At 64.3% G+C, this 25,517-nt stretch carries 23 protein-coding genes; 7 read left to right on the top strand and 16 right to left on the bottom strand.

Features of this window, described 5'->3' with window-relative positions; genetic code table 11:
* Positions 1 to 214 precede the first annotated feature (214 nt).
* Together CF161_RS09780 and CF161_RS09775 are read left to right on the top strand one after the other, a co-directional pair.
* The gene (locus CF161_RS09780; RefSeq protein WP_020296422.1) at positions 215 to 676 is read left to right on the top strand and encodes an isoprenylcysteine carboxylmethyltransferase family protein; all 462 of its coding nucleotides are present in this window, start codon (positions 215 to 217) and stop codon (positions 674 to 676) included.
* Positions 677 to 723: 47 nt separating this feature from the next.
* Positions 724 to 1,092 (top strand): PilZ domain-containing protein, encoded by a 369-nt coding sequence (locus CF161_RS09775; protein WP_020296421.1) that lies wholly within the window; start codon positions 724 to 726, stop codon positions 1,090 to 1,092.
* 21 nt (positions 1,093 to 1,113) lie between these two features.
* On the opposite strand, the gene CF161_RS09770 is transcribed toward CF161_RS09775, so the two are convergent.
* The 4 genes from CF161_RS09770 to katB form a co-directional block, all read right to left on the bottom strand.
* The gene (locus tag CF161_RS09770) at positions 1,114 to 1,845 is read right to left on the bottom strand and encodes a hypothetical protein (protein WP_020296420.1); all 732 of its coding nucleotides are present in this window, start codon (positions 1,843 to 1,845) and stop codon (positions 1,114 to 1,116) included.
* 30 nt (positions 1,846 to 1,875) lie between these two features.
* Positions 1,876 to 3,243, bottom strand: coding sequence for a DNA repair protein RadA (gene radA, locus CF161_RS09765; protein ID WP_020296419.1), 1,368 nt, complete (start codon positions 3,241 to 3,243; stop codon positions 1,876 to 1,878).
* A gap of 46 nt (positions 3,244 to 3,289) precedes the next feature.
* On the bottom strand, positions 3,290 to 3,850 hold the full coding sequence (locus CF161_RS09760; RefSeq protein WP_020296418.1) for an ankyrin repeat domain-containing protein: 561 nt from the start codon (positions 3,848 to 3,850) through the stop codon (positions 3,290 to 3,292).
* 70 nt (positions 3,851 to 3,920) lie between these two features.
* On the bottom strand, positions 3,921 to 5,408 hold the full coding sequence (gene katB, locus CF161_RS09755; RefSeq protein WP_218187563.1) for a catalase KatB: 1,488 nt from the start codon (positions 5,406 to 5,408) through the stop codon (positions 3,921 to 3,923).
* Between the two features lie 339 nt (positions 5,409 to 5,747).
* Between katB and mscL the strand changes: the two genes are divergently transcribed.
* Positions 5,748 to 6,161 carry a large-conductance mechanosensitive channel protein MscL gene (mscL, locus tag CF161_RS09750; RefSeq protein ID WP_020296416.1) on the top strand — a complete coding sequence of 138 codons (414 nt, stop codon included), beginning with the start codon at positions 5,748 to 5,750 and terminating at the stop codon, positions 6,159 to 6,161.
* A 48-nt stretch (positions 6,162 to 6,209) separates the two neighbouring features.
* Here mscL and CF161_RS09745 read toward each other — a convergent pair whose 3' ends face one another.
* Positions 6,210 to 6,986, bottom strand: coding sequence for a ferredoxin--NADP reductase (locus tag CF161_RS09745; protein WP_020296415.1), 777 nt, complete (start codon positions 6,984 to 6,986; stop codon positions 6,210 to 6,212).
* A 227-nt stretch (positions 6,987 to 7,213) separates the two neighbouring features.
* On the opposite strand from CF161_RS09745, the gene CF161_RS09740 reads away from it, so the two are divergent.
* Positions 7,214 to 8,338: a class I SAM-dependent methyltransferase gene (locus CF161_RS09740; RefSeq protein WP_020296414.1), complete on the top strand. Its 1,125-nt coding sequence runs from the start codon at positions 7,214 to 7,216 to the stop codon at positions 8,336 to 8,338.
* An 84-nt stretch (positions 8,339 to 8,422) separates the two neighbouring features.
* Here CF161_RS09740 and CF161_RS32145 read toward each other — a convergent pair whose 3' ends face one another.
* The 3 genes from CF161_RS32145 to CF161_RS09730 form a co-directional block, all read right to left on the bottom strand.
* Positions 8,423 to 8,590, bottom strand: coding sequence for a DUF2474 domain-containing protein (locus tag CF161_RS32145; RefSeq protein WP_020296413.1), 168 nt, complete (start codon positions 8,588 to 8,590; stop codon positions 8,423 to 8,425).
* Between the two features lie 64 nt (positions 8,591 to 8,654).
* Positions 8,655 to 9,662, bottom strand: a complete 1,008-nt coding sequence (gene cydB / locus CF161_RS09735) for a cytochrome d ubiquinol oxidase subunit II (protein ID WP_020296412.1) — start codon at positions 9,660 to 9,662, stop codon at positions 8,655 to 8,657.
* A 3-nt stretch (positions 9,663 to 9,665) separates the two neighbouring features.
* Positions 9,666 to 11,105 (bottom strand): cytochrome ubiquinol oxidase subunit I, encoded by a 1,440-nt coding sequence (locus tag CF161_RS09730; RefSeq protein ID WP_020296411.1) that lies wholly within the window; start codon positions 11,103 to 11,105, stop codon positions 9,666 to 9,668.
* A gap of 359 nt (positions 11,106 to 11,464) precedes the next feature.
* Here CF161_RS09730 and CF161_RS09725 point away from each other — a divergent pair, with 359 nt between their 5' ends.
* Positions 11,465 to 12,703: an MFS transporter gene (locus CF161_RS09725; protein ID WP_020296410.1), complete on the top strand. Its 1,239-nt coding sequence runs from the start codon at positions 11,465 to 11,467 to the stop codon at positions 12,701 to 12,703.
* 92 nt (positions 12,704 to 12,795) lie between these two features.
* Here CF161_RS09725 and CF161_RS09720 read toward each other — a convergent pair whose 3' ends face one another.
* Positions 12,796 to 13,347, bottom strand: a complete 552-nt coding sequence (locus CF161_RS09720; protein ID WP_020296409.1) for a DJ-1 family glyoxalase III — start codon at positions 13,345 to 13,347, stop codon at positions 12,796 to 12,798.
* 47 nt (positions 13,348 to 13,394) lie between these two features.
* Entirely contained in the window at positions 13,395 to 13,844 is a 450-nt protein-coding gene (locus CF161_RS09715; protein ID WP_043229054.1) for a DUF4879 domain-containing protein, read from the bottom strand.
* Positions 13,845 to 14,049: 205 nt separating this feature from the next.
* Here CF161_RS09715 and CF161_RS09710 point away from each other — a divergent pair, with 205 nt between their 5' ends.
* On the top strand, positions 14,050 to 15,342 hold the full coding sequence (locus CF161_RS09710; RefSeq protein ID WP_020296407.1) for an NCS2 family permease: 1,293 nt from the start codon (positions 14,050 to 14,052) through the stop codon (positions 15,340 to 15,342).
* Positions 15,339 to 16,418, top strand: a complete 1,080-nt coding sequence (gene trmA, locus CF161_RS09705) for a tRNA (uridine(54)-C5)-methyltransferase TrmA (protein WP_020296406.1) — start codon at positions 15,339 to 15,341, stop codon at positions 16,416 to 16,418. Before CF161_RS09710 ends, trmA begins: the two co-directional genes overlap by 4 nt.
* Before the next feature lie 158 nt (positions 16,419 to 16,576).
* On the opposite strand, the gene CF161_RS09700 is transcribed toward trmA, so the two are convergent.
* The 6 genes from CF161_RS09700 to CF161_RS09675 all read right to left on the bottom strand — a co-directional run.
* Complete coding sequence (locus CF161_RS09700; RefSeq protein ID WP_020296405.1) at positions 16,577 to 17,920, bottom strand: TolC family outer membrane protein; 1,344 nt, start codon at positions 17,918 to 17,920, stop codon at positions 16,577 to 16,579.
* The gene (locus CF161_RS09695) at positions 17,917 to 19,266 is read right to left on the bottom strand and encodes an HlyD family type I secretion periplasmic adaptor subunit (RefSeq protein ID WP_020296404.1); all 1,350 of its coding nucleotides are present in this window, start codon (positions 19,264 to 19,266) and stop codon (positions 17,917 to 17,919) included. The genes CF161_RS09700 and CF161_RS09695 overlap by 4 nt, the downstream gene beginning before the upstream one ends.
* Positions 19,263 to 21,044, bottom strand: a complete 1,782-nt coding sequence (locus tag CF161_RS09690; protein WP_020296403.1) for a type I secretion system permease/ATPase — start codon at positions 21,042 to 21,044, stop codon at positions 19,263 to 19,265. Before CF161_RS09690 ends, CF161_RS09695 begins: the two co-directional genes overlap by 4 nt.
* Before the next feature lie 218 nt (positions 21,045 to 21,262).
* Positions 21,263 to 21,874 (bottom strand): heme acquisition protein HasA, encoded by a 612-nt coding sequence (locus tag CF161_RS09685; RefSeq protein ID WP_020296402.1) that lies wholly within the window; start codon positions 21,872 to 21,874, stop codon positions 21,263 to 21,265.
* Between the two features lie 81 nt (positions 21,875 to 21,955).
* A complete protein-coding gene (locus CF161_RS09680) occupies positions 21,956 to 24,655 on the bottom strand; it encodes a TonB-dependent receptor (RefSeq protein ID WP_043229052.1) in 2,700 nt (899 codons plus the stop codon).
* Between the two features lie 132 nt (positions 24,656 to 24,787).
* The coding region (locus CF161_RS09675) for a FecR family protein (protein WP_043229049.1) at positions 24,788 to 25,517 on the bottom strand (730 nt) is incomplete at its 5' end.

The following is a 25,517-nucleotide window of genomic DNA, read 5'->3' as shown; positions in this document are numbered from 1 at the left end:
TTATTCCAGCCAGGGTGGACAGAAAGACAGCAAAACCGAGTTTAGCGCTACTGGCCTCAAAGACCACCCCCCACGTTGGTCTAGAGCCTTCTTTTAAGAAAATCCAGCCCTGTGAGAACGGCCGCTCGCCGCTTTCGCCCCGCCGCTCGGAAACACGCTGAACCACCGTGGCGAAAAAACAGTCGCAACTACAAGCCCCCCGTCAGGAGACCCCATGGCCAGGCCCGCCGAAGCACCGCTGCTACCGCCGCCGTTGCTGTATCTGCTGTTCATCACCTTGGCGCTGTTTCTTGCCGACTGGCTGCCCCTGCCCGTCCCCACCAATGGCTGGACCCAGGCCCTGGCCGTGCTGCTGATCGTGCTCGGCCAGGGCCTGTCGTTCTGGGCAATGTGGCGTTTGCGCAAGCAGCACACCACCCCCAGCAACTTCAATCAGCCCCGGCAATTGCTGCGTGACGGCCCGTTCGCCGTGTCCCGCAACCCGATCAACCTGGGCGACACCTGCGGCTATTGCGCCATCGCCCTGTTGCTCGGCAGCCTCTGGCCGTGGCTGTTGCTGGCGCCCCTGCTGTATCTGATGAACCGCAACGTCATCCAGCCGGACGAAGTGCAGCTGCAAAGCCTGTTCGGCGACACCTACCGTGACTATTGCCGCAAGGTCCGCCGCTGGCTGTAGCGCAGAACAGGGGTCTATAGTCAGTGCACCACGCAGAGGGCCAGGCCATGAGCGAGCAACATTCCGATCGCCGACGTTTCAAGCGCATTGCTTTTGATGCCAGGACCGAACTCAGCCAGGGAACCCGACGCTGGCCCGTCCAACTGCTCGACCTGTCGCTCAAGGGCATGCTGATCCAGCGCCCCGAGCCCTGGCTGGGCGATGCCAGCCAGCCCTTCGAAGCCGACATTCATTTGAGTGCCGATGCAAAGGTCAAGATGGACGTGCAACTGGCCCACGATGACCATGGCCAGCTCGGCTTCGTCTGCCTGCATATCGGCCTGGAGTCGATCGAGCATCTGCGGCGGCTGGTGGAGCTGAACCTGGGCGACCCCGAGGAACTCGAGCGTGAGCTTGGGGCGCTGATCAAAATCTGATCAGCGCCCCCACCCCTCACCTCAGGGAAACAACGACGGTTGGGGAAATTCGCTCTCGTTCTCCCAGTAACCCGGCTGCTGACGGGAGGCCACTTGCCACTGCCCATCGACATACCGATAGGTCCGGTAGGTGGTCACAAAATCCTCACCCTGGGGCGCGGGCGCCGATGACACCTGCTGGATGGATTCGGTGGCGCTGTCGTTCGCCGGCACCACCTTCCAGGCCGCCTTGCCGGTCTCGGCCAGCACCAACGGACGTTTCTCCCCGGTTTCTGCCAGGTAACGCAACGGGTCGAGCTGATGTTGTGCCGGCACCAGGACCTCGGTGGCCGGACCGCTGTAGCTGCCCATGGGCGCTGTCATGTCGATGGTCAGGAAGAACGCCGGCGCTGGCAGGCCGTTGATCGGCGCCTTCTCCACCGTCGCCAGCGGGTAGCCCAGGTCCTTTTGCGCCAGCACCTCACCGGAATCGGCAAGCAACCGGGCCTGGGCTTCCAGCAAGGGATGGTTGTCGAGATCCGCCGACGCATCGAACGAATCCGCATCCAGCGCACTGCCCCAACTGTTGGCGTGCAACTGCGGAGTGATGCGCAGGTCCTCCAGCACCTCCAGCACCGAGCCGTCGCCGACCAGCACCTGCTGCGCCACCCGATAGCCTTCCGGCACTTCGCCCTGCTCGGCCTGGGCACTGACTGCGCTGAACATCAGCGCCAAACCGAGGGTCCGGGTCCAGCCGCTTTTATTGACCATCATCTGCTTCCTTTCATAAGGCCCATGTGGCGGTTATTCGAAAAGTGCGTCCAATGCCTGTTCCAGGCGGGTGACAGCAATGATCTTGAGCCCCGGCGGCGACTCTTTCGGGGCGTTGCCCTTGGGCACGATGGCCCGCTTGAAGCCGTGCTTGGCCGCCTCTTTCAGGCGCTCCTGGCCGCTGGGCACCGGACGCACTTCGCCGGACAGCCCGACTTCGCCGAACACCAGCAAATCGTGGGGCAACGGGCGATTGCGCAAGCTGGACATGACCGCCGCCATCAGCGCCAGGTCGGAGGCGGTTTCCAGCACCTTGACCCCGCCCACCACGTTGAGGAACACATCCTGGTCGTGGGTCGGAATGCCGCCGTGGCGGTGCAGCACCGCCAGCAGCATGGCCAGGCGGTTCTGATCCAGGCCCAGGGTGACCCGGCGCGGGTTGGCCAGGTGGCTGTCATCCACCAGTGCCTGGACTTCCACCAGCATCGGCCGGGTGCCTTCCCAGGTGGCCATGACCACGCTGCCCGGGACTTCTTCCTGAGCGCGAGTGAGGAAAATCGCCGAAGGGTTGGAGACTTCTTTCAGCCCCTTGTCCGTCATGCCGAACACGCCGAGTTCATTGACCGCGCCGAAACGGTTTTTCACCGCCCGCAGCAAGCGCAGGCGCCCGTCGGATTCGCCTTCGAAATAGAGCACGGTGTCGACCATGTGCTCCAGCACCCGCGGCCCGGCCAGGGCGCCTTCCTTGGTCACGTGGCCGACCAGGAAGATCGCTGTGCCGCTCTGTTTGGCATAGCGCACCAGCAACGCCGCGCTCTCGCGCACCTGGGACACGCCGCCCGGCGCCGATTGCAGTTGCTCGGTGAAGATGGTCTGGATCGAGTCGATCACCATGACCTTGGGTTTTTCCTGGCGGGCGGTGGCGATGATGGTTTCGATGCAGGTTTCGGTCATGACCCGCAGCTTGTCCTGGGGCAGGCCCAGGCGGCGGGCACGCATGGCCACCTGTTGCTGCGACTCTTCGCCGGTCACATAGAGGGCCGGCATGCGCGTGGCGAGGTTGCACAAGGTTTGCAACAGAATGGTCGACTTGCCGATACCCGGGTCGCCGCCGATCAGCACCACCGAGCCGTCCACCAGGCCGCCACCGAGCACGCGGTCGAGTTCGCCGGAAGCGGTGGAGAAACGCGGGATTTCCTCGACGCTGACTTCCGCCAGGGTCTTGATCTGCGCCTGCTGCCCGGCCCAGCCGGTGCGCCCGCTGGGGGGCGCCGCGCCGCCGCTCTCGACCATGGTTTCGGTCAGGGTGTTCCAGGCCCCGCACTCACCGCACTGCCCGGCCCACTTGGGAAAGGTTGAGCCGCACTCGGTGCAGCCGTACATGCGTTTGGCCTTGGCCATCTGAACCCCCGGCAAAAACCGCGATGATAGCTCAGCTGGAGGGTGATCAGTGTGGCGCGGCGGTACGGATTTCACCGCTGGCCAGACGCGCGGCGCTATTGCCCAGCGGATCCTCGGCATTCAGATCGGCGCCCTTGGCCGCCAGCGCATCCAGCAACTCCACGCGTTTGAACAGGCCGGCGTACATGGCGGCGGTCTGACCGGCGGCATTGCGCTGGTCCGGGCTGCAATCGGCGGCCAGCAGGCGCCGGGCAATCCCCAGTTCGCCCTTGAAGATCGCGCCCATCAACGCGGTATTGCCCCGTTTATCCTGCACGCAGGCGTCGGCACCCGCGGCCAGCAGGCGTTCAACCGCCGGGGCCTGGCCGTGATAGGCGGCGAGGATCAGCGCGCTGTAACCCTTTTCGTCCTGGGTGTCGAGGGCATAGCCGGCCTCGATAAAGGTGTCGAGCATCTCGACATCACCGCGCCGTGCGGCATCGAAATAGTAATCCTGCAACTGCGCCTTGATCGCGGCCGGCTCCGTGGCGGGCGGTTGCCCGGCCCCAGGAGCGGCGAGCGCGGTGAATGAACAGCAGATTAAAAGTGCCGCGATATAGATCGGCATGGAGCGCCTCCCTCAGGTCTACACAAAGCAGGAGCACGCGACACCCTGAGCGGGCGTCGCGCGCGCACCATCAATCCGTCAGTTTGGCGGCCAGGGCCTTGACCCGGGCCAGGTCGCCCTTGGCCACCTGGGTCACGCCGCTGCCGTACTCGGGATCGGCCTTGTAGAGAAACGACAGCATGATGTGCTTGCTCTCGTCATCCGTGGTGGCCAGGGAGCCGCCGAAGTTGTTGATCAGGTCCTGGCGCTCCTGCTTGCTCAGCGAACGGTACAGCTCGCCGGCCTGCTTGAAGTTCTGCTCGCGCTGGATCTTCGCCTGCTGGGTGCTGCCGCTCAGCGGCTGTTGGCTGTAGCGGGCCGTTTGCGGTTCTTCGCGGGGCAACAGGCGGCTCGGTTGGTAGTTGACCCCGGTGGAGCTGCTGGCGCTGTTCATCGCGCCGTCCTGGTTCGCGTTGTTGACCGCGACTTTCGGCGCATTGATCGGCAACTGCAGGGCATTGGCCCCCAGGCGATACATCTGGGTATCGGCGTAGGAGAACACCCGGCCTTGCAGCAGGCGGTCCTCCGACGGCTCGATGCCCGGCACCAGGTTGGCCGGGGCCATGGCCACCTGCTCGGTTTCCTGGAACACATTGCCCGGGTTGCGGTTGAGCACCATCTGCCCGACCTTGCGCTCCGGCACCCCGGGCCAGATCTTGGTCGCATCCAGCGGGTCAAAATCGAAACCGGCCAGGTCCTGGGGCTTGAGCACCTGCACATACAGGTCCCATTTCGGGAAGTCGCCCTGGTTGATATGGCTCACCAGGTCATGGGTCATGTGACTGTAGTCACGGCCCTGCACCTGGACCACCTGCTGCGGGTCGAGGTTGTTGATGCCCTGCAGGCTCTTCCAGTGGAACTTCACGTAGTGCACTTCGCCCTTGGCGTTGACCAACTTGTAGGCGTGCACGCCATTGCCGTCCATTTCCCGGTAACTGGCCGGCGTACCGGAGTTGGAATACAACTCGGTCAAGGTGCGGGTGGCTTCTGGAACGTGGGAGAAGAAATCGAAGCGCCGCGAATCATCATCCAGGTTGGTGCGCGGGTCGGGTTTGAATGCATGCACCATGTCCGGGAACTTGATGGCATCACGAATAAAAAAGGTCGGGAAGTTATTGCCTACCAGGTCCCAGTTACCGTCGGCGGTATAGAACTTGGTGGCAAAACCCCGGGGGTCGCGCAGGGTTTCAGGTGAGTGATTGCCATGCACCACCGCCGAGAAACGCACGAACACCGGCGTCACTTCGCCTGCGGCAAAGACCTTGGCCTTGCTCAGGTCGCTGAGGCTGTCGGTCACGGTGAACGTGCCATGGGCACCGGTGCCACGGGCATGCACCACCCGCTCTGGAATGCGCTCGCGGTCGAAACGCTGGAGCTTCTGGATCAGTTGCACATCCTGCAACAGCACGGGGCCGGTCGCACCGGCGGTTTGCGAATTCTGGTTGTCGCCCACCGCAGCGCCGTTATCGCGGGTCAAGGTGGCAGCCTGTACGGAAAGGGACAGCAGGCTGGCGGTCATGACGCCCAGCAGGCGTCGCTGGGAAAGAGCCCCAAAGCCAAGGGTGGTACTCATTGTTTTATTCCTCTGGTTAATCCAGCGCAGTCGAGTGCGCCTGTTAGAGGCTAGTGAGCAACGAGTTGAAAACTAAATTGAAAGGTCGCAAGCGACTGATTGAAAGAATGTTCTGGGCGATGGGCCCAAGTGCGGGTATTACGCGCGCGATGGCTGGCACTTTGTAAACTATTTGCCGCCAAGTCGGTCGATAACAGCGAACACTGTAAGCAGTTGTATCAAGCAGGAGCGCAATGGCTGATTTACACTGCGTTCACCAACCTCATCTGTAACAAGGAATAACCTATGGGCGTGCTAAGTGAGTTCAAGGCCTTCGCGGTCAAAGGTAATGTGGTCGATATGGCCGTCGGTATCATCATCGGTGCGGCGTTCGGCAAGATCGTCTCGTCCTTTGTCGGTGATGTGGTAATGCCACCTATCGGCCTGCTGATCGGCGGCGTGGACTTCAGTGACCTGGCCATTACCCTCAAGGCCGCCGCGGGCGATGCGCCGGCCGTGGTGCTGGCCTACGGTAAATTCATCCAGAGCATGATCGACTTCGTCATCGTCGCCTTTGCCATCTTCATGGGCGTGAAAGCCATCAACCGCCTGAAGCGCGAAGAAGCCGTGGCCCCGACCCTGCCACCGGTACCGACCAAGGAAGAAGAACTGCTGGGCGAGATCCGCGATTTGCTCAAAGCGCAGAACAACAAACCCTGAAGTCGCAACACCCCCTAGGAAAACGGCGCCCTTAAGGCGCCGTTTTTTTTACCAGTAGGTTTCTACCGCCACCTGCCCCGGGCGTCGGCTCAGGCTCAGTTGCATATCGCGTTGCTTGAGCAGGGCCCGGGTGTCATCGACCATCTGCGGGTTGCCGCACAGCATCACCCGCGAATGCTCCGGGGTCAGTGGCACGCCGGCGGCGCGCTCCAGTTCGCCGTTTTCGATCAGGTGGGTAATGCGCCCGTTGAGGCTGCCCGGGTGCTGTTCGCGGGTCACGGTGCTGATGAACTGCAACTTGTGGGCGACTTCCGCCAGGTAGTCGCGCTGCACCAGCTCGCGGATCAACGGCTGGTAGGCCAGTTCCCTGGCTTCACGCACGCTGTAGACCAGGATGATGCGTTCGAATTTTTCCCAGACTTCAAAGTCCTGGAGGATCGACAGGAACGGCGCGATCCCGGTGCCGGTGGCCAGCAGCCACAGGTCGCGGCCATCGACGAAGCGGTCCAGGGTCAGGTAGCCAAAGGCCTGGCGTTCCACCAGCAGGCTGTCGCCCACTTCGAGCCGACTCAGCTCACTGGTGAACTCGCCGCCGGGGACCACGATGGAGAAAAACTCGAGAAATTCATCAAACGGCGACGACACCATGGAGTACGCCCGCCACACCGTGCTGCCATCGGCGCGGGTCACGCCCAGGCGGGCAAACTGACCGGCGCGAAAGCGAAAACCGACATCGCGGGTGGTGCGCAGGGTAAACAGGCTCGGGGTCAGGGGATGGACCTCAAGCAAGGTCTGGCGCGTGTACTTTTCTGCACTGGCAGTCATGGCAGGCTCCATTGGGCGAATGCCGCTAGTGTCCCGCAAAGCACGGGACAGAAACACCGGTGGTTTGTAATGGCATAGATCGCGGGCAATCAGCGGCAAAAAAACGTACCATTTGCCCCCTCTTCGAGCAGACGCCACGCGGCCTGCGTGCCACCTGCCCGAACGTTCCTGCCCGCAGACGCCCCGTCCATCGGCAGGACACTCGTCGATTATCCAGAGTCCGCCCCATGCCCCTGCTCGAAAGCCCCTTCGCCCAGCTCGACCTGATCCGCCAGCCCGAACAACCGAACGAGCCGTTGCAGGCCTTCGACGCGGCGGACGAGTACGTGCTCAACCACCTGGCCGAACAGCAGCCGGATGCGCAGACCCGGGTGCTGATCCTCAACGACAGCTTCGGCGCCCTGGCCGCGAGCCTGGCGGGCCAGGTGCAGCTGACCAGCAGTGGCGACTCGTTTCTTGGCGCCCTGGCCCTGGAAAAGAACCTGGTGCGTAACGGCCGCGCCTTTGACGCGGTGTCGGTGGTGCCGGCCAGCGAGCCGTTGCACGGCCCGTTCGACCGGGTGCTGATTCGCGTGCCCAAGACCCTGGCCCTGCTGGAAGAACAGTTGATTCGCCTGCAAGGCCAACTGGCTCCTGGCGCCCAGGTGGTGGCCGCAGCCATGGTCAAACACTTGCCGCGCGCCGCTGGGGACTTGCTGGAACGCTATATCGGCCCGGTGCAGGCGTCCCTGGCGGTGAAAAAAGCCCGCTTGCTGATGGCCACGCCTGAAGCCAGGCCCCCGGCCGTGTCGCCCTACCCCAGCCGCTATCAACTGGATGAGCCGGCCATCGAGCTGCTCAACCACGCCAACGTGTTCTGCCGCGAAGGGCTGGACATCGGCACCCGCGCCTTCCTCCCGCACCTGCCCCACAACCTGGGCCAGGCCCGGGTCGCCGACCTGGGCTGCGGCAACGGCGTACTGGCCATCGCCAGCGCCCTGCGCAACCCGGACGCCCACTACACCCTGGTGGATGAATCCTTCATGGCCGTGCAATCGGCCCGGGAAAACTGGCACGCGGCCCTCGGTGAACGCGCAGTGACCCTGCGCGCCGACGACGGCCTGGCCGGGCAGGAACCGCAGTCGCTGGACGTGGTGCTGTGCAACCCGCCGTTCCACCAGCAGCAGGTGGTCGGCGACTTTCTGGCCTGGCGCATGTTCCAGCAAGCCCGCGAGGCGCTGGTGGTGGGCGGTGCGCTGTACATCGTCGGCAACCGCCACCTGGGTTATCACAGCAAGCTGGCGCGCCTGTTCCGGGGCGTCGAGCAGGTGGCGGCGACGCCGAAGTTCGTGATCCTCAAGGCCCGCAAATAATCCCGCACGGCCAGGTTGCAGACCAAAAAAAGCCCTCCATGAGAGGGCTGTAAAACCGTGCCGCAAGGCAACGGGATGGGATGATCAGTGGGTCGTCAGACCTGCGGCATTCATGAACATGCGCATCAGGCTGGCGACGATAAACAGGGCCAGCACGCTGCCGACCCAGATACCGGCCAGCCAGCCAAGGCGTTGCCACAGGGGCTTCTTCTCGGCGGCTTCGATTTCCTGCAAAGAGTGTTTGTTGCTCATCGCTTGAACTCCTGATAACCCGCAGGCTGCGGTGTGCCCGGCACACCGCGCGCCCGGCGGCGCCCTAGTGGTAACCGTCTTCGTGGGTGACCTTGCCGCGGAACACGTAGTAGCTCCAGAAGGTGTACCCGAGGATGAACGGGATGATGAACAGCGTGCCCACCAGCATGAAGCCCTGGCTTTGCGGCGGCGCGGCGGCGTCCCAGATCGAGATCGACGGCGGCACGATGTTCGGCCACAGGCTGATGCCCAAGCCGCTGTAGCCGAGGAAGATCAGCACCAGGGTCAGCAAAAATGGCGTGTAGTGGGCGTTGCGCGCCACGGCGCGAACCAGGCCATACATGGTCACCAGCACCAGGATCGGCACCGGCAGGAACCAGAACAGGTTCGGCAAGGTGAACCAGCGCGTGGCGATTTCCGGGTGCGCCAGCGGGGTCCAGATACTGACGATGCCGATCACCGCCAGCACCACAAAGGCCAGGGGCCGCGCCAGGTTGTGCATTTGCTCCTGTAGCTTGCCTTCGGTCTTCATGATCAGCCAGGTGCAGCCCAGCAGGGCATAGGCCACCACCAGCGCCGCGCCGCAGAACAGGGTGAAGGGGGTCAGCCAGTCCAGCGAACCGCCGGCGAACTGGCGGTTGACCACCGGCAAGCCATCGATAAAGGCCCCCAGCGCCACGCCCTGGAAGAAGGTGGCGGTGATCGACCCGCCGATAAACGCCTTGTCCCATAGATGGCGCTTGTCATCCTTGGCCTTGAAGCGGAACTCGAACGCCACGCCGCGAAAGATCAGGCCGATCAGCATCAGGATCAGCGGCAGATACAACGCCGAAAGCACCACCGAGTAAGCCAGCGGGAAAGCGCCGAACAGCGCCGCGCCCCCCAGCACCAGCCAGGTTTCATTGCCGTCCCAGACCGGGGCGACGGTGTTCATCATTACGTCACGGTCGCTCTTGCCCGGGATGAACGGGAAGAGAATCCCGATCCCCAGGTCGAAGCCGTCCATGACCACGTACATCATGATGCCGAAGATGATGATCACGGCCCAGATCAGCGGAAGATCGATACCCATGAGTCAATTCCCCTTGTTCAGGCGGTCGCTGTGGTCAGCTTCGGCGTCATCGTCGGCAGCGGAAAGCGGACGGGCCGGCGTGCGTTGCTGCCCAGGTCCCCCGTGGCTGACTTCGGCGCCCTCATTGGTTACAGGGCCTTTGCGCACCAGGCGCATCATGTAGCCCAGGCCGGCACCAAACAGCGCGAAATAGACCACGACAAACAACACCAAGGTGATGCTCATCTGCATAAAGCTGTGGTTGGACGATGCATCTGCCGTGCGCATCAGCCCGTAGACCACCCACGGCTGACGGCCGATTTCGGTGGTGAACCAGCCGGCGAGAATCGCGATCAGACCCGATGGCCCCATCCACAGCGCCAGGTGCAGGAACAGCCGGTTGTGGTAGATCCGCTCGCGGCGACGCAGCCACAGGCTCCACAAGCCGGTGAAGATCATCAGGAAGCCGAGGCCGACCATAATCCGAAACGACCAGAAGACGATGGTCGAATTCGGCCGGTCCTCAGGTGGGAAGTCCTTGAGCGCCGGCACTTGCTTGTCCAGCGAGTGGGTGAGAATCAGGCTGCCCAGGTAAGGGATTTCCACGGCGTACTTGGTTTTTTCAGCCTTCATGTCCGGCCAGCCGAAGAGGATCAGCGGGGTCGGCTCGTTGCCGATGTTTTCCCAGTGGCCTTCGATGGCGGCAATTTTCGCCGGCTGGTGCTTGAGGGTGTTGAGGCCATGGAAGTCGCCGATCACCGCCTGCACTGGCGCCACGATCAGGGCCATCCACATCGCCATCGACAGCATGCGCCGGATCGCCGGGTTATCCCGCCCGCGCAGCAAGTGCCAGGCGGCCGAGGAGCCAACGAAGAACGCCGTGGCGACAAACGCGGCCGTGGCCATGTGTGCCAGGCGGTAGGGGAACGAGGGGTTGAAGACCACGGCGAACCAGTCCACCGGAATCACCCGCCCGTCGATGATTTCAAAGCCCTGGGGGGTCTGCATCCAGCTGTTGGACGAGAGGATCCAGAAGGTCGAGATCAGGGTGCCGATGGCCACCATCACCGTGGAGAAAAAGTGCAGGTTGCGCCCGACCTTGTTCCAGCCGAACAGCATGACCCCGAGGAAACCGGCTTCAAGGAAGAACGCCGTGAGCACTTCATAGGTCAGCAACGGGCCGGTGACCGCGCCGGCAAAGTCCGAGAAGCGGCTCCAGTTGGTGCCGAACTGATAGGCCATGACCAGGCCCGAGACCACGCCCATGCCGAAGTTGACGGCAAAGATCTTGGACCAGAAGTGGTACAGGTCGCGGTAGGTGTCGTCGCGGGTCTTGAGCCACAAGCCTTCGAGTACCGCCAGGTAACTCGCCAGGCCGATGGTGATGGCCGGGAACAGAATGTGGAACGAGATGGTGAACGCGAATTGGATTCGGGCGAGATCAAGTGCCTCCAAACCGAACATAAGCTTTCCTCTGTCAGGTAATACCGGCTGAAGGCTTGCGGCCTGCACCCACTGCCCCCACGGATATGGAGTGTGGCGAATTTGGATTCGTTCTTTTTAAACCATCGCAACGTAGGGATTTCTGGCCATCTGGCCGCCAGGTCGACCCTTGGAAAAGGTTTTGATCTGGATCAATCAACGTTGAAAGAGTAGTCCTAAATCCGCCATTGGTTTGTGTGGTCTTTTGTCGCGTGACAGCTTGACTCACCAGCCTGCAGCGACGAAATAGATGCGGGGCTAACGATTTTTCGGCGCGTGGCAACTATTGGTTACATGTTGGTGATAATCTCGCCCTACCCCCCGCTCAGATATGCCCTCAGATGCCCAGTCCAGACCCGCTTCTGCTCCGTCATCACCGCCCTTTCATCGCGTTTTGGCTGGCCCGAATCTTCACCGCCAGCGGCTTTCAGATGCTCACCGTGGCCATTGGCTGGAACCTCTACCAACTGACCGGCAACGTGCTGGACCTGGGCCTGGTGGGGTTGGTGGAATTCGCGCCGCGGGTACTGTTCATGCTGCACACCGGGCATGTGGCCGACCGCTATGACCGACGCCGGGTCGCGGCGATCTGCCAGTCGTTGCAGGCGTTGATCGCCCTGTCGCTGGCCATTGGCAGCGCCACCGACAGCGTCACCCGGGAGATGATCTTTATCCTCGCCTTCCTCCTCGGCGCCGCCCGCTCATTCGAAATGCCGACCACCCAGGCCCTGCTGCCGAGCATCGTGCCCAGCGCGCTGTTCCCCCGCGCCGTGGCGGCCGCACAGTCGGCGCAGCAATCGGCAACCATCGTCGCCCCGGCCCTGGGCGGCCTGCTCTATGCGTTTGGCAGCGTCTGGGTGTATGGCCCGACGGTGATCCTGTACGTCATCGCCTGCCTGCTGATGCTCAACCTGCCGGCACGCCAGACCCCGCTCAACAAAGGCAAGGCCACCCTGGATTCGCTGCTGGCCGGGATTCGCTTTATCCGCAGCCGGCCGGACATCCTCGGCGCCATTTCCCTGGACCTGTTCGCCGTGCTGCTGGGTGGCGCCACCGCGCTGCTGCCGGTGTTCGCCAAAGACATTCTGCTCACCGGCCCCTGGGGCCTGGGCCTGTTGCGCTCGGCACCGGCGGTCGGCGCCCTGGGCATGTCGCTGTGGCTGGCGCGGTTCAGCGTCGACCGCAAGGTCGGCCGGGTGATGTTCACCGCCGTCGGCGTGTTCGGCGTGGCCACCATCGCCTTCGGTCTCTCGACCTCGTTCTGGTTTTCCCTGGCGGTGCTGGTGGTGCTGGGCGCGGCGGACATGATCAGCATGGTGATCCGCGCCTCCTTCGTGCAGCTGGAAACCCCGGACGAAATGCGCGGCCGGGTCAGCGCGGTCAACGGCCTGTTTATCGGCGCCTCGAACCAGCTCGGCGAGTTCGAATCCGGGGTCACCGCCCACTGGTTCGGCACCGTGCCGGCGGTGGTCATGGGCGGGGTCGGCACGCTGATCGTGACCGGGGTCTGGATCAAACTGTTCCCGACCCTGGCCAACCGCGACCGGATGCACGTGCCGCGGGATGAGGTTAAGGGCTGAGCCACGCCCGACAGGCGCGGCTCAGCCGCGTCGTGCAGAACCTCTGACGAGGCATTGGCGTTAAAAAACGTCGGGCTGGTTTAGGCCCTTGCCTAAACCAGCATCTGCGCCGCCACCGCCGAGCGCCGCCCCTTGCCGCACATCTGCTCCACCAGGGTCAGCGCAAACAGCAGGGCCGCACCCGAGCCCTGGGCGGTGATGCAGTTGCCGTCGACCACCACCGGCTGGTCGATAAAGTGACAGCCCGAGAGGTGATGGCTGACGCTGGGCAGGCAGGTCATGCGCCGCTGGCGCAGCACGCCAAAGGCTTGCAGAGCCAGGGCCGGAGCTTCGGCGATAGCGGCAAACAGGCGCCCGGCGGCCGCCTGGTCCTTGACCCGTTGCAACAAGGGTTGATGGGCGCCGAGGTGCTGCGCGCCGACCGCGCCACCCGGCAGCACGATCAGGTCGAAGTCTTGTGCCAGCACATCCACCAGCATGCCATCGGCCGTCAGGCGGGTGCCGCGGGCGCAGGTCAGCATGCGCCGCGACTCGATGCTGGCCACCAGCACCTCGACCTCGGCGCGGCGCAGGACATCGATCAGGGTCACGCTTTGCAGGTCGTCGATGCCTTCGGCGACGGTGATCAGGGCTCTAAAGGTCATGGCGCACGTCCACAGATAGGTCTTTAGAGCGTAGTCGGCCTTGATGCCTACTTGATGTAGATCTGCGTGCTCATGGTGTTGCCGGGGGCGTTGAGCGACGAGTTGCTGAAGCTGAAGGTGCCTTCCTGCTTGCCGGCCAGGTCGAAGATGTAGATATAGCCGACGGTGATCCCGGAATTGCCGCAGGGCACCAGGCTCGAGCCGTTTTCGCAGACCGCCGAGCGGGTGCCGTTCACTTCAAAGCCGTCGAGGGTCACATGGGGTTGGCGGCCGTAGCCGATTTCCAGAACGTAGACCTTGATGTTGGGGCCGCTGTGATCGCACTGGGTCTGGCTGCGACCATCGGACACATCCTCGAAACCACAGGCCGGCGACTCGACCTTGAGGATCTCCAACTGGCTCAACGGCGGCGCGGAACGGGCCACGGCCGTTGCGGCCCCCAGGCCAAAGGCCGCTGCCACCAGGCCCAGGGCCATCGCTTTTATCGTGCTGTGCATAAATCCCCCCCGAAACGTCGGCGCAGTATGCCCCACTCGCCCGGCAGGCAAAACATCGCCGACGATCGCAGCCATTAGCCCAGGCTGCTGGTATGATGCGCGGCTTTTTCCGACCCACTGAAATTCCTCAGGCGCCTCCGGCGGTCTGTGCTTTGCTGTTTAGGTCGATACATTCACGGCGCCCGGCGCGCCACGGGGAGCAGACATGCTGGAAAGGCTGTTTCAACTCAAGGCACACAACACCAACGTACGCACCGAGATCCTGGCGGGCATCACCACCTTCCTGGCCATGGCCTACATCCTGTTCGTCAACCCGAGCATTCTCGGCGAGACCGGCATGGACAAGGGCGCGATCTTCGTTGCCACCTGCCTGGCGGCCGCCATCGGCTCCACCATCATGGGCCTGATCGCCAACTACCCGATCGCCCTGGCACCGGGCATGGGCCTGAACGCCTTCTTTACCTACACCGTGGTCCTGCACATGGGCCACACCTGGCAAGTGGCGCTAGGGGCGGTGTTCATCTCGGCGGTGCTGTTCTTCATCCTGTCGATCTTTCGCATCCGCGAATGGATCATCAACAGCATCCCGCTGCCGCTGCGTTCGGCGATTGCGGCCGGTATCGGCCTGTTCCTGGCGTTGATCGCCCTGCATAACGCCGAGATCGTGGTCGGCAACTCGTCGACCCTGGTGGGCCTGGGCGACCTGAAAAAACCGGCACCGATCCTCGCGTCCCTGGGCTTCGCCCTGATCGTGGCCCTGGAGGCCCTGAAGGTGCGCGGCGCGGTGCTGATCGGCATCCTGGTGGTGACCATCGTTTCGATTCTGCTGGGCGTCACCGCGTTCGGTGGCGTGACGTCCATGCCGCCGTCCCTGGCCCCGACCTTCCTGCAACTGGACATCAAGGGCGCACTGGACATTGGCCTGATCAGCGTGATTTTCGCCTTCCTGTTCGTCGACCTGTTCGACAACTCCGGGACCCTGATCGGCGTCGCCAAGCGCGCCGGGCTGATGGGCAAGGACGGCCACATGCCGAAAATGGGCCGTGCGCTGATCGCCGACAGCACGGCGGCCATGGCCGGCTCGCTGCTGGGCACCTCGACCACCACCAGCTACATCGAATCCGCTGCGGGCGTCAGTGCCGGCGGCCGTACCGGCTTGACCGCCATCGTGGTGGCGATCCTGTTCCTGCTGGCCCTGTTCTTCTCGCCACTGGCCGCCAGCGTGCCACCCTTCGCCACCGCTCCGGCGCTGCTGTTCGTGGCGGTGCTGATGACCTCGGGCCTGGCCGAAATCGACTGGGAAGACATCACCGTCGCCGCGCCAGTGGTGGTCACCGCCCTGGCGATGCCGTTCACCTACTCCATCGCCAACGGCATCGCCTTCGGCTTTATTTCCTGGACCGTGATCAAGCTGCTGTCGGGCCGCGCCCGTGAGCTGAACCCGGCCCTGGTGATCCTGTCGATTCTGTTTGTGATCAAGCTGGGCTACCCCGCATGACTTTTGACGCTGCCTCCTACGCCGTACAGCTGCAAGACAAGGTCACGCGCCTGCGTGACCTGCTGGCCCCCTTCGATGCGCCCGAGCCGCAGGTTTTCGACTCGCCGCTGCAGCACTTCCGCCTGCGCGCCGAGTTCCGCCTGTGGCGCGAAGCCGGTGAGCGGCACTACGCGATGTTTTCCCAGGAAGACAAACGCACGCCGATCCTGATCGAAGAGTTCCCCATCGCCAGCCTGCGCATCAATCAGTTGATGCCGCAGCTCAAGGCGGCCTGGAAGGCCAGCGCCGCCCTGAGCCACAAGCTGTTCCAGGTGGAGTTCCTCACCACCCTGGCCGGCGACGCGATGATCACCCTGTGTTATCACCGCCCGCTGGACGAGCACTGGCACGCCGCGGCGAGCAAGCTCGCGGCCGAGCTGCAGGTCAGCGTGATCGGCCGTTCCAAGGGCAAGCGTGAGGTGATCGGCCGCGATTACGTGGTGGAGCAACTCGAGGTCGGCGGCCGTACTTTCAGCTATCGCCAACCCGAAGGCGCCTTCACCCAGCCCAACGGCACCGTGAACCAGAAGATGCTCAACTGGGCCTACGACGCCCTGGGCGAGCGCCCGGACGACCTGCTGGAGCTGTACTGCGGCAACGGCAACTTCACCCTGCCCCTGGCCACCCGGGTGCGCAAAGTGCTGGCCACGGAGATCAGCAAGACCTCGGTGAATGCGGCGTTGAGCAACCTCAGCGAAAACGCGGTGGATAACGTCACCCTGGTGCGTCTGTCTGCCGAAGAGCTGACCGAAGCCCTGAACGAAGTGCGGCCGTTCCGGCGCTTGCAGGGCGTGGACCTGAAAAGCTACGAATTCGGCAGCGTGTTCGTCGACCCGCCACGCGCGGGCATGGACCCGGACACCTGCGAGCTGACCCGGCGTTTCGACAACATCCTGTACATCTCGTGCAACCCGCAAACCCTGGCGGACAACATCGCCCAGCTGCACGACACCCACCGCATCACCCGCTGCGCCCTGTTCGATCAGTTCCCGTGGACCCACCATATGGAATCCGGGGTGTTGCTGACCCGGCGGTAAACCCTGTCGCCATAAACGGGCGCGCACTCTGTAGCCGCTGCCGAAGCACGAGGCTGCGCTGGCCCTTACAAACGCCGTGATGTTCCTGAAAGACCAGCGGCGTTTGGGAGGGCCAGCGTCCGAACGCGGCCCGAGCCTGACAGCAGCCGCTACCGGGGTTAGGTCAGCGGTTGGAAATACCCCGCCAGCTGCTGCAAATCCTGTTCGTTGAGCAGCCCGGCGTAGTACTTGAGCTGGATCCGTGCCAGCAGGTAGGCGTGGCGGGCGTCGGCCAGGTCGCGGCGGGCGCTGAACAGTTGTTGTTCGGCGTCCAGCACATCGAGGTTGACCCGCTCCCCGCCATGCACGCTTTTCTGCGTGGCCAGCACCAGGGCTTCGGCCGAGCTGACGGCCATTTCATAGGCCCGGACCTTGGCCGCACCACTGCTGTTGAGGTTGAACTGCTTGCGCAGCTCGATCAGGGTGCTGGCGGTTTGCGCGTCCAGCTCGTACTGGGCCTGGGACAGCTGGCTGGCGGCCTGGCGGGTCGATGCCGAGACCGAACCACCGGCAAACAACGGCACGCTGACCTGGATGCCGACGGTGTTGGTGTCGTACTTCTGGTTGTAACTGCTTTCCGAATCGGAGCGGGTCTGGCGGCTGCTGGCGTACAGGCTGACCTTGGGCAAGTGCCCCGCGCGCTTGCGCTCCACCTCATATTCCGCGGCACGCAGGGCATGATGCTGGGAGGCCAGTTCCGGGTTATTGGCCAGGGCCAGGTCGCGCCAGGTGTCGAAGCGGTTGGGTTGCAGCGGCTGGATCTCAAAGCGCCGGACTAGCGGGTCCAGCTCATCGATCTGCAACGGCTGGCCGACGATCGCTTCCAACTCCCGCAGGGCGGTGTCCTGCAGGTCCCGGGATTCGATCTCGTCGGCCAGGGCCAGGGAGAGTCGGGCCTGGGTTTCCAGGACATCGGTGCGGGTGCCCTCGCCGCCTTGCAGCAGGCGCTGGTTGAGTTGCAAGCGCTCGGCGTAGGTGCGCCGCTGCGCCTGGCTCAACTCAATCCGTTCCTGGGCCAGCAAGGCCTGGCTGTAGGCCCCCAGCAAGCGCACGGCCAATTCCTGGCTCTTGCTGCGAAAGCGCTCATCGGCAAACAGCGCCTGGGCGGCCCCCTGGCGATAGCGCGCATAGGCTTCGTAATCGAGCAGGGGTTGTTGCAGAGTCAGAGTCGCGGCGTAGCTGCGGTAATCGCGGTCGGTGGTGACATCGCCCTGGGGCAGGGTCTGGGTCACCTCGGATTCATTGCGCGAGTTGTTGTAGCTCCAGGACAGATTGGGCAGCAGCGCGGAGCGGCCGATAACGCGGTTTTCTTCACCGGCGTCGCGTTCCTTGAGTGCCGCATGGAAGGTCGGGTCGTTGAGCACCGCCAGGTCGTAGGCCTGGAGCAACCCCAGGGCCTGGGCCGGCGGCGCACACAAAAAGGCCAGCCCGAGCAGGGCCAGTTGCAGGGGACGCAGTTTCATTCTTCCACCAGGGCCATGTGGGTGCGGTCCAGCAGGGGCTTGAACAGGTAATTGAGCATCGAACGCTCACCGGTACGGACAAACGCCTCCACCGGCATTCCCGGACGAATCTGCAAACCTTGCAGCTGCTGCATGCCCTCGGCGCTGACCTGGGCGCGCAAGGTGTAATAAGGCTCGTCGGTGCGCTCGTCGACCTGGCGATCGGCAGACACCAGGGTCACCTCCCCCGCCACCCGGGGCGTGGTGCTTTGGCTGAAGGCCGAGAACATCAGTTCCACCGGCAGCCCGGGGTGCACCTTGTCGACCATCTGCACCGGCACCCGCGCCTCCACCAGCAAGGGCTGGCCCTGGGGCACGATTTCCATCAGCGCTTCGCCGGGCTTGATCACCCCACCCTCAGTGAACACCTGCAACCCCACGACCACCCCGGCGGCCGGGGCCCGGACCTGGCTGTTGGCCAGTTCGAACTCGGCCGAAGCCAGGCGGTTGCGCAGGTCTTCGCTGCGCGGGCGGGTGTCGGCCAGTTGGCTGCGCACTTCCTTCTGGAACTCCTCGGACAGTTGCCGAATACGCAGGCGCAGTTCGAGGATCTGGCGCTGCAATTGGCCGATGCGCCCGAAGTCTTCAGCGATCGAACCGTCGATCTGCGCGTACAGCCGCTCACTGTCGAGCAACCGGTTACGCGGGATATAGCCGTCCCGCGCCAGCTCGCGCAGGCCCTGCAATTGCTCGCTCAAGGCCTTGCGCTGCTGCTGTTTGCTGGCCTGGGAATCGCGGGTGCCCGAGAGTTGCGCCTGGGTGCCGGCGATGGTTTCGCCAATGCCCTGCTGCTCCATGGCCAGGGCCTCGCGCCGGCTGCTGAACAGCTGGCGTTGCAGGGCCATGGTCGCGGCCACCTCGGGCTCGGCGGCCAGGGCCAGCAGTTCGGGGCTGAAGTCGATGCGGGTGGCGCCCTCACGCTCGGCATTCAGCCGCGCCTCGCTGGCCAGGGAACCGAGGTACTGCGCACGCAAGGACTGCATCTGGGTGCGCAACGGGGTTTCCTTGAGGCGCAGCAGCACCTGCCCGGCGCTCACCAACTGGCCGTCGCGCACCTCGATATGCTCGACAATCCCGCCGCTGGGGTGCTGCACCGCCTTGCGGTGGCCCGAGACCATGACCTTGCCGGACACCGCCACGCCCTTGTCCAGGGGCGCCCATGCCGCCCAGCCAAGGAAGGCGGCAAAACCGCCGAGCACCAGCACCCAACCCAGGCGCGAATGATGTTTGTGGTCCAGGGTCAGCACATTGCTCGGGGCTTCGGTGGTCGGGAGCGGCGGCGCCGCGCTGGCGTGGGGCTGGCTCATGCTTTTTTCCCTTCAGGGCTGGTCGCTACGCCCAGTCGGTAATTCATGTTCAACGCGGTCACCGGGTTGCTCACCGGGGGCGCTGGCGGGGCCTTGGCTTTCTGGCTCGCTTCCAGCACCCGCGCCGTCGGGCCGAACGCCTGCAACTGGCCGTCGCGCAGGATCATCAACTGGTCGGTGAGGGTCAGGACGTTGGGCTTGTGGGTAATCAGGATCAGCGTGCGCTGCTGTTGCTTGAGCTGGGTGATGGCCTGGAGCAGGGCCTGTTCGCCGGCTTCATCGAGGTTGGAGTTGGGCTCATCGAGCACGATCAGCGCCGGCAGGTCATACAGGGCACGGGCCAGGCCGATGCGTTGCTTCTGCCCGCCGGACAACCCGGCGCCCCCCTCCCCCAACTGCGTGTCATAGCCTTGGGGCAATTGCAGGATCAACGGGTGCACCCCGGCCATCTGCGCCGCCGCCAGCACCTTGGCCGAGTCCACCGGCCCCAGACGCGCAATGTTCTCGGCAATGCTGCCGGCAAACAGTTGCACGTCCTGGGGCAGGTAGCCGATATGCGGGCCCAGTTGCTGGCGATCCCATTGCCCAAGGTCGGCGCCGTCGAGACGGACCTTGCCGGTCAGCGGCGTCCAGGCCCCGACCAGCAGCCGGGCCAGGGTCGACTTGCCGCAACCCGACGGGCCGATCACCCCCAGCACATTGCCCGCCGCCAGGCTGAACCCCAGGTTGCTCAAGGCCGGCCGCCGACTGCCCGGGGCGCAGGCACTCAGGCCTTCCACCTGCAACTCGCCACGCGGCGCGGGCAAGCGCATGCGTTGCGGGCGCGCCGGGTGGGCCTGGAGCAACGCCGACAGGCGCTCATAGGCCAGGCGCGCCGAACTCCATTGTTTCCACACCGCAATCAGCTGGTCGATCGGGCTCAACACCCGGCCCATGAGGATTGAACCGGCAATCATCATCCCCGGGGTGATCTCACCCTGCACCGCCAGCCAGGCGCCGAGGCCCAGCACCAGCGATTGCAGGGCCAGGCGCACGCCCTTGGACCAGGCGCTGACGCTGGCGGTCTTTTCGCTGGCCAGGTTCTGCTGGGCCAGAAACGCCTGATGCCCGGCAAACCAGCGCCCGCGCAGGGCCCCCAGCATGCCCATGGCCTCGATCACATCGGCATTGCGCAAGTTGGCCGTGGCCTGCTGGCTGGTGCTGATGGACAGTTGGCTGGCCGCGCTCAACGGCGCCTGGCAGATGTGCTGGTTGACCCAGGCCAGCAGCACCAGCAATACCGCGCCGCCCAGGGCCAGCAGGCCGAGCCAGGGGTGAAACAGGAAGATCACCAGCAGGTACACCGGGAACCACGGCGCATCAAAGAACGCGAACAACGCATTGCCGGTGGCGAACTGGCGCAGCGCGGTCAGGTAGTTCAGGGCCTGGCCGGCGGCCTGGGGACTGCCCTTGAGCTGGGCTTCGAACGCGGCGTCATACACCCGCTGATTCAAACGCATGTCCATCTGCGTGCCGAGGCGGATCACCACCTGGCTGCGCACCCATTCCAACGCGCCCATCAGGCCGAACAGGCCGAGGATCATCAGCGTCAGCATCAACAGGGTCATCTGATTGCCCGAGGCCAGCACCCGGTCATACACCTGCAGCATGTACAGGGCCGGGGCCAGCATCAGCAGGTTGATCACCGCCGAAAACAGGCCGATGTTGAAGAAGCCGCTTTTATAGGCCGCCAGGGCCGCCAGCGTCTCGGAACCGGCAAGTGAATTCGGCCTGCTCATCAAGGTGTCCTGTTGGATGTCGAGGGATGGAGCGCCACCCGTTCTCGCAGAACGGATCGGCAAGAGGCGCGCCAGGTGCATTGACAGGCACCCCGGCGCTCCCCAGAATTTGCCACCGCCGCCGCCCTGGCCTTCGAAAACTCGGGCGACGGAGGTGATTCAAGCGAGCGAATGCGGGAGCGATCCGGCATTCGCTTTTTTTTGCCTCAAACCGCCACTCAGGCCGCCAGGGCCCAGTCCTGAGGCACGTCCTGCACACCCACCAGGCCGACGTCGGCAGCCGCCGGGTTGGCGTGGGCGATACCGGCAGCCGCCAGGTCGTCGAAGGTCGAGTTCACCGACAGGCTTGGGTCGATGGCTTTGAGCAGGGCGTCGATTTCGCCGGCCAGGGCCGAGCTGTTGCCGCTCATCAGGCCGTAGATGACTTTGTGCACGTCGCCTTCACGGCCTTCGGTTTTCAGGCTCTCGAGGCCCAGGTTGGTGAAGCTGACTTCCTGGCTGACCAGGGTGTACGGGTTGGCGGTGGTGCCGCCGGCCAGGGTGTCACCCAGGGAGAGGGTGTCCAGCGAACCCCAGACGGTGTGGCTCGGCGCGCTGAACAGGGTGTAGTGCAATTCACCGTCGGCCACGAACGCGGCGTCGCTGTTGGTGCTCTTCAGCGCGTATTGGGTGCCGTCGAACGGGCCCGGGTTGAAGCCGCCGGTGTTGGTGCCGTCGACCACCTGGCCTGGACGATGGTTGACGTCGCCAAAGTAGGCCGACCAGTCAGTCAGGTAGTTCGCAACGCTGACGCCGCCGTAGGTAGCGCTGTAAGAAATTGAAATGCTCATGCAAAACTCCAATACATAGGTGGGTCACTCCGAAGCCGACTCCTGCCGGCTCCGGTTTTGCCCGTCATTGGGCAAAAGGGGTCAGAACTGATATTCCACGGTGCCCTGCAAGGTGCGGCCACGGCCGAGGGTGAAGGCCAGCACGTCGCCCAGGGGCACCAGGTAGGCGCGGTCGGTGACGTTTTCCATGGCCAGGCGCAGGGTCAGCTCATCGGTGGCGCGGTAGCTGCCATAGAGGTCGTAGACGGTGTAGGGCTTCCAGTCCGCCGGGTAGACGCCGCTCTGGGACACGGTGGTGGTGGCGGTGCCTTCGACCGCATAGCCGGCGCTGTAACGGGCGCGGACACCCATATCCAGCTTGCGCTCGAAGAAACGTGCACCCAGGGTCAGCGCGCCACGGTCCATCGGCATGTGTTCGGCCGAGCCGAGGATCGCGCTGCATTGGGTGGCGGCGTTGGCGGCGTGATCGGGGGTCATGCCGACCACGATCGCACCGCGCCCCGAGCCTTGCCTGACGGCCTGCGTCACCCCACCCAGCCACGCCGTCTTGGCGCAGAAGTCGTTGTTGCCGATCATGTGGGTGTAGGACAGCTGGCCGTAGGCGCCGCCGGCGTCGTAGTCCAACTGGTACTCAACGCCACGGAAGTGGGTTTCTTCCAGGTTGTTGACGTAGGCGCTGTTGCCGATGCCGGCCATGCCATAACCGGGCGGCTGCACGCCCATGTTCATGTAGATGAAGTCGTCGACCCGGGTGTCGAAGTAGGCAACCTTGATCCCCAGCCGGTCTTCGCTGAAAAACAGGTTTTCCTTGAGCACATTGACCCCCGCCTCCCAGGCCGTGGAACGCTCCGGCTTGAGGAACGGGTTGGGGTACATGCTCTCGGCCCCGCCGCCGTGGGGGCGCCCGGAAATCATGGTTTCGGTAACCGCCGGTGGACGCCAGCCCTTGCCGTAGGTGGCGAACAGTTGCAGCCAGTCCACCCCCGGCTTGACCGACAGGCCGAACGTCGGCGACAGGCGGCCCTCCTGATTGTCCACGTCGTAGGTCACCGGCACGGTGATCTGCCGGGGGGTGGCGCCAATCACGAAGGTCCGGGTATTGAGCCCGGTCTCGCCGCGCAGGCGGTAACGGTCATAGCGCAGCCCGGCGTTCATGTTCAGCCAGCCGTCATAGTCGTAGTCCAGGCGCGCGAACAGGCTGCCCAGGGCTCGGTCGCCCTCGGGGGTCATGGCCTCCGCCGCCGAGGCATTCACCGCCGAGCCGCTGGCTACCGCCTGGCTGGAGTCCGGCCGGACCTTGTCGTAGAAGAACTCCAGGCCGTAGTTGGCCTTGAGCGTGGACAGCTCGCCCAGGGCAAAGGTCGAGGTGTTCTGCGCCTGGGCGCCGTAGGTGTCTGTCTGATAGGTGATGGAGTAACCCGGGCTCGAACGGATGCGGACCGTGCTCTGATCGTTGCGGTTGTCGACGTAGTAGAGCTTGGCCTTGAAGTCGATCAGCGGGTTGTCCGGGGTGTAGCTGTAATCGAGGGCGAAGTTCTGCGCGCGGACCTTGCTGCTGCCGAGCTTTTCCCACAGTTGCCCGTTCTCGACGTTCATCATGTTCGCGTCGTCGTAGGACACCTCGGTGGTCAGGTAGCTCAGTTGCAGGCGCTGGTCCGCTGGCAGGTTGACCCCGAGTTTGAGCAGGCGCGAACGCATCACCGAGGCGGTGAAGTCCACGGTGGAGTTTTTCACCCGGTCGGTGGCGGTGGGGTCCATCGCCGCGCCGGTGCGCAGCTCGCCGATACTGCCCCGGGTGCCCGGGTTGTAATCCCCCAAGTGCCGCTCGCTGGCGGCCAGCAGCATGTCCCAGGCCTCGGTGCCGATGGCAAAGGCGGAGCTGCCGATAAAATGCGTGCCGTTACTGCGCCCGCCCAGCCCGGTGGTCAGGCGGATGCGGCCGCCGATTTCCTTGCCCGGCTTGAGCAGGTCGCTGGCTTCGACGGTGCGAAAGTTGGCGATCCCGCCAATCACTCCCGCGCCGCCCATGCCGGAGGTCGCGCCCTTTTCGATGACCACCTCGGAGAGCAATTCCGGATCGACATACAGGGTGCCGTTGCGTTGCTGGTGGCCGCTCTGCTGGTAGTTCTGGCGCATGCCGTCGATCGACATGTTGACCCGGCCGTAGTCCTGGATCCCGCGGATGTTCACGGAAAGGCCCGGGTCCTGCTGGTTGACCGCCGAGTACACGCCCGAGGTTTCTTCCAGCATGTCCGCCGCATGCCGCGGCGGGTTGCGGTCCAGTTGCTCGCGACCGATCACGCTCACCGAACGCGGATCGCCATAGACCCAGTCGCCCTTCTTGCCTTCGCGGTTGCCGGTGACGGTCGTGGTGGCCAGCGCCAGGGCGCCATCAGGGCCGCCGGCGACCCGGCTCAGGGTTACCTGGCGCTCACCGGTGAAGCGGTACTCCACCGGCGCATTGCCCAGCAGCCGCGCCAGGCCTTCCTGCACGCTGTAGCGACCATTGAGCGCCGAGCTTTGCAGCCCTTGCAGACGCTGGCTGTCGAACAGCACTTGCAGCCCGGCCTGTTCGGCAAAGGCCAGGACCGCCGCCCCCAGGGGTTGCGCAGGGATTTCGAAGTTCAACAGGTACTGCTGATCGGCACTCGGCTGGCTGGCGCCAACCGGCTCGGCGGCGTGCAACAGGCCAACGCCCGACAACCAGCCTGCTACTCCCAGGTGAACAGCAAGGGCCAACCGGCGACCGGTACGGGCTTCCTTGCGACTGCTTCCCCTCATTGTTGTTATCCCCACGCTGGCCATCTTGTGTGTATGCGAATGCATCTCACTAGCAAGACGTGCCAGGGGCGAAAACTCAGTAAGTTTTTTTCAGGTTTTTTTAGCGCAAGCGAAAAAGCCCCGGCAAAGGGCTCAATAAATCAGGCTGACGCCGGCCAGGTCAAAGCGCTGCACCTGCAGTTCCCGAGTCAGGGTGGACAGGGCCGTGTCCAGCATATCCAGGCGGAACACGCCACTGACCTGGCGCTCGGCCAGCTCGCTGCTGGTCAGCACCACGCGCCCCGGGCGATAGCGGTTGAGTTGCTCGACCACATTGGCCAGGGGCAGGCGATCAAACACCAGCACCCCACGGCGCCAACTGGTGGCGCGCTGCAGATCGAAATCCTGCAGCGCGACCACCCCGGTCTGCGGGTTGTAGCGCGCGCTTTGCCCTTCTTCCAGGATCCGTTTGCCCGGCCCCTGCTGCGCCGGGGATTGCAGGCTGACAGCGACACTGTGCTGCAGCACGCCGACCCAGGCCTGCTGGCTGCTTTCACGCCCGACCACAAACCGGGTGCCCAGTGCGCGGGTCTGGCCGCCCGCGCTTTCCACCACAAAAGGGCGGGTTTCCCCGGGGCCCATGGGCGCCACATCGAACACCGCCGAACCTGCCAGCAGCCGCACCTGGCGTTGCTGATCGGTGAAATCAAGGCTGATGGCGCTGCCGGAATCAAGCTCCACCTGACTGCCGTCGGCCAGTTGCACCGTGCGCACCTCACCCTTGGCGGTCAGGTAATCGGACTGCATGCGCAACAGGGCTTGCGGCCCCTGCCACCAGCCGACGCAGACCGCCAGCGTCAGCGCCGCCACACTGGCTGCCAGG

Source organism: Pseudomonas sp. CF161, from assembly GCF_000416215.1.
Taxonomy (GTDB): Bacteria; Pseudomonadota; Gammaproteobacteria; order Pseudomonadales; family Pseudomonadaceae; genus Aquipseudomonas.
This window is presented reverse-complemented; position numbering and strand designations above follow the sequence as displayed.